General features: G+C 42.7%; 4 protein-coding genes. All 4 read left to right on the top strand.

Annotated elements, in window-relative coordinates; all coding sequences use genetic code 11:
* The coding region (gene odhB / locus ACFVSH_RS23380) for a 2-oxoglutarate dehydrogenase complex dihydrolipoyllysine-residue succinyltransferase (protein WP_387708096.1) at positions 1-1,083 on the top strand (1,083 nt) is incomplete at its 5' end.
* A gap of 230 nt (positions 1,084-1,313) precedes the next feature.
* Positions 1,314-2,066, top strand: a complete 753-nt coding sequence (locus ACFVSH_RS23375; RefSeq protein WP_387708094.1) for a DeoR/GlpR family DNA-binding transcription regulator — start codon at positions 1,314-1,316, stop codon at positions 2,064-2,066.
* On the top strand, positions 2,066-2,986 hold the full coding sequence (gene pfkB / locus ACFVSH_RS23370) for a 1-phosphofructokinase (RefSeq protein WP_387604266.1): 921 nt from the start codon (positions 2,066-2,068) through the stop codon (positions 2,984-2,986). The genes ACFVSH_RS23375 and pfkB overlap by 1 nt, the downstream gene beginning before the upstream one ends.
* 4 nt (positions 2,987-2,990) lie before the next feature.
* Positions 2,991-4,412, top strand: a 1,422-nt coding sequence (locus ACFVSH_RS23365) for a PTS fructose transporter subunit IIABC (RefSeq protein ID WP_387708093.1), incomplete at its 3' end; no start/stop codon positions are given.

Here is a 4,412-nt window from a genome sequence, read left to right as displayed (position 1 = left end):
GAAGGCGATACTGTCCAAGTTGGACAGGCTATCGCCATCGTTGATGAAAATGGATCAGCTGCAGCAGCTCCAAAAGAGGAAGCTCCTAAGGTTGAAGAAGCTAAAGCAGAACCAGCTAAGGCTGAACAAGCTGCTCCTGCTAAAGAAGCTCCTAAAGCAGAAGCAAAAGAAGCATCATCCACTCAACAAGTTATTGCATCACCAGCTGCAAGGAAATTGGCTCGCGAAAAAGGAATTGACTTGACTCAAGTGCCTGTAGCCGATCCACTGGGTCGCGTTCGTGTACAAGACGTAGAAGCAGCAAGCAATGCACCTGCAGCACCAGCGGCAGCTCCTAAACAAGCCCCTGCAGCTAAAAAGGCAGCAGCTGTTGAAGTGAATGATGACCGCATTGAAGTGGTTAAGATGACACGCCGTCGTCAAACCATTGCCAAACGTCTAGTTCAAGTACAATCCGAAGCAGCCATGCTTACTACTTTTAACGAAGTCGATCTTTCTGCAGTCATGGAATTGCGTAGCCGCCATAAGGATTCTTTCGTGAAAACAAATGATGTTAAACTTGGTTTCATGTCATTCTTCACTAAAGCGGTCATTGGCGCATTGAAAAAATATCCATTATTGAATGCTGAAATCCAAGGCGACCATATCCTGAAAAAGAACTTTTATGATATCGGTGTAGCTGTATCCACTGATGAAGGTCTTGTCGTTCCGGTAGTAAGGGATGCTGACCGGAAAAGCTTTGCTGAAATCGAGAAGAACATTTCGGATTTAGCTGTTAAAGCGCGTAACAACAAACTGGGACTTTCAGATTTATCAGGTGGTACTTTTACTATCACAAACGGCGGGACTTTCGGTTCCCTATTATCTACACCAATCTTGAATGCCCCTCAAGTTGGGATCTTGGGTATGCATACAATCAAGACTCGTCCAATCGCTGTTGGAGATCAAATCGAAAACAGACCGATGATGTACCTTGCATTATCTTATGATCACCGTATCGTTGACGGAAAAGAAGCTGTTGGTTTCTTAGTAGCCATCAAAGATATGCTGGAAGATCCAGAACAACTTTTACTTCAAGGCTAATAAAATAAATACGAACCCCCATGTCATGATGACATGGGGGTTTTTTTTGCGTGAAGAACGGAAAGGATATTTTCATAGAAAAAAGATGATGGTATTAAAGAAAGGTCATCTCTAACTATATGAATGTTTTTGGAGGTGTTTTTGAATGAATTTGGTTACTTTTAAACGTTTTTGATTGATTATTGCTTCGTTTTCATATATTATGATGATATTAAAGTGAGGTGGGCGAATTGTTGACAACTGAAAGGCACCAGTTTATCTTATCGATCCTTAAAGAACATGGAACGGTAAAGCTGCAAGAGCTTGTAGATCAGTTACAAGCCTCGGAGTCGACCATTCGGAGAGATTTAGTGCAACTCGAGGAAATGAAGCTCTTGAAACGCGTGCATGGTGGGGCCTCTTTACTTCAGAGAAAAGGCCTTGAACCAACAACTATGGAAAAGCAATACAAAGCAAGAGCTGAAAAACAACTTATAGCAAAGCTGGCGGTTTCATTCATTGAGAAAAATGATTGTATATATCTCGATGCAGGCACCACAACTGCGGAAATGATTCCTTATTTAAAGGATAAAAATATAACGGTGCTGACGAATGGTCTTATGCATATACCAAAACTCATCGAATTGGAAATCAAAACAGTGTTAGTGGGCGGGACGATAAAATTTTCGACAAATGCTGTTATTGGAAGTAATGCTGTACAGTTTCTGAATGAATACCGTTTTGATAAATGTTTCTTGGGAATGAACGGAATCCATCAAGATCTGGGTTTCACAACACCCGACCCGGAAGAAGCTCTACTGAAGAAGATTGCCTTGCGCCTCTCTAACGAGTCCTACGTGCTTGCTGACAGTTCAAAACTGAATGAAGCTACTTTCGCTAAGGTGGCAGATGTAAGCGATGCCATAATCCTTACTGACAGCAATGATGAAGAGGCAATTGCTCAACTCCATAAAAATCCAAAGATAAAGGTCGTGACCATTTAATGATTTATACAGTGACACTAAACCCATCCATCGATTACCTGGTCGAGGTGGAGAGTTTTCAAATGGGCAAGGTGAATCGAACCAGTTATGATGCAAAATTCCCAGGAGGGAAAGGGATCAATGTTTCCAGAGTGCTAAAAAGGCTCGGAAATAGTACGACAGCGTTAGGATTCATCGGTGGACAAACTGGTGAATTTGTAAAAAGGTTTTTAAGACAAGAAGAAATTTTCACGGACTTTACAGAGATAGCTGGAGATACAAGAATAAACGTTAAATTGAAAACAGGGCTGGAGACTGAAATAAATAGTCAAGGGCCAATCATTTCAAAAGGGAATTATCAACAATTAATTAGTCAGATCGAACAGTTGAATAATAATGATATCCTCATTTTGTCAGGAAGCATCCCTCCAAGCGTTCCTTCTGATGTATACGAAGCCATGGCAAGGTCTTGTTCCCATAACGGCATTAAAGTGGTGGTGGATACGAGTGGCAAGGAATTACTGGATGTCCTTCCACACCGGCCATTTTTAATAAAGCCCAATCATCATGAACTGGGTGAGCTTTTTTCAACCGAAATAAGAACGGTTGATGACGCTAGGGAATATGGCGCTAAATTGGTTGAAGCAGGAGCACAAAACGTTATTGTATCAATGGCGGGACAGGGGGCAGTGCTATGCTCCGGCGGAGAGTCATATTCCGCAAATGTTCCAAAAGGGAACGTCATCAATTCAGTGGGTGCCGGTGATTCCATGGTCGCAGGTTTCATTGGGACATATGAAAGTACAGGGGATATTCTATCTGCATTCCGCTTCAGTCTTGCAGCAGGAAGTGCTACAGCCTTTTCATCCGATCTCGGTACATTGGATAAAATTGAAGGGTTATTACCGCAAATTGCCATCAATCATCTAACAGGAGGCTGACTCTATGAAAATTACAGACTTGTTAAAATTGGATACAATCATCATCAATCTGCAAAGCGTTACAAAGCAAGCAGTCATTGACGAAATATCAGGAAAGCTAGCCGAGGCAGACAGGTTAAACGATGTGGAGGGTTTCAAAGCTGCCATCTTAAAACGTGAAGAGCAAAGCACAACAGGTATTGGTGAAGGGATAGCCATACCACACGCAAAAACAAGTGCTGTAAGGGTACCTGCCATCTGCTTCGGCAAATCTGTCAGTGGTGTGGATTATGAATCGCTTGATGGGCAGCCTGCTCATTTGTTCTTTATGATTGCAGCAAGTGAAGGAGCGAATGCAGATCACTTGGAAACCCTTTCCCGGCTTTCTTCATTACTGATGGATGATAAATTCAGAGCCCGATTGATTTCTGCTGCTTCTGGTGAGGAAGTGTTGGAGATAATCAATCAAAAAGAAATGGAAGCCGATGAAGAAGAAATGGAAGAGCAGGAATCAAGTAAGGCTGCAAGCGGTAAAAATAAAGGAGGTAAAATCCTAGCCGTTACAGCTTGTCCTACAGGAATTGCACATACTTATATGGCTGCCGATGCGTTAAAGGCTAAAGCTAAGGAAATGGGAATCGATTTCAAAGTCGAAACAAATGGTTCCACAGGAATCAAAAATGGCTTAACCGCTGCAGAAATTGATGAGGCGGATGCGATTATCGTTGCAGCTGATAAGCAGGTGGAAATGAATCGTTTTAACGGGAAACATGTCATTATTGTCCCAGTGGCGCATGGAATCCGGAAGACCGAGGAGCTGTTAACCAGAGCCTTGAATCAGGACGCCCCTGTTTACAACGGAACAGGAAACGATAAAAGTGATGAAGGGGATTCAGCAAAAGGAGGATTGGGGATTTACAAGCACTTAATGAATGGCGTAAGTAATATGCTTCCATTTGTCGTCGGAGGCGGAATCTTGATTGCGCTTTCTTTCTTTTTTGGAATCGAGGCAGCCGATCCGGCAAATCCGGATTATAATCCCATTGCCAAAGCATTAAGTGATATTGGCGGGGGAAATGGTGCTTTCTTCTTACTTGTCCCTGTCCTGGCTGGATTCATTGCTTCAAGTATTGCCGACCGTCCGGGTTTTGCTCCTGGTATGGTAGGGGGATTATTGGCAGCACAGGCTAATGCCGGTTTTCTTGGCGGACTGATCGCCGGTTTCCTTGCAGGTTATGTCGTCTTACTTTTAAGAAAATTGTTTTCCAGATTACCGCAAACACTCGATGGCATTAAACCAGTTTTACTCTATCCTGTATTCGGTATGTTAATTACAGGGTTTATCATGCTATTTCTCATAAATGAACCAGTAACCGCAATAAACATGGGCTTGACCAATTGGCTGCAAGGTCTATCTGGTACGAACGCAATATTCCTTGGCTTGATT

Origin of the sequence: Peribacillus sp. NPDC058002 (assembly GCF_042886655.1) — a bacterium.
Classification (GTDB): domain Bacteria; phylum Bacillota; class Bacilli; order Bacillales; family DSM-1321; genus Peribacillus; species Peribacillus aracenensis.
The sequence above is the reverse complement of the archived record's forward strand: the minus strand, read 5'-3'. Positions and strand labels throughout refer to the sequence as shown.

Coding starts and splice junctions, on each gene's coding strand:
- pfkB (WP_387604266.1), top strand. CDS start 2,066: ATGATTTATACAGTGACACTAAACCCATCCATCGATTACCTGGTCGAG.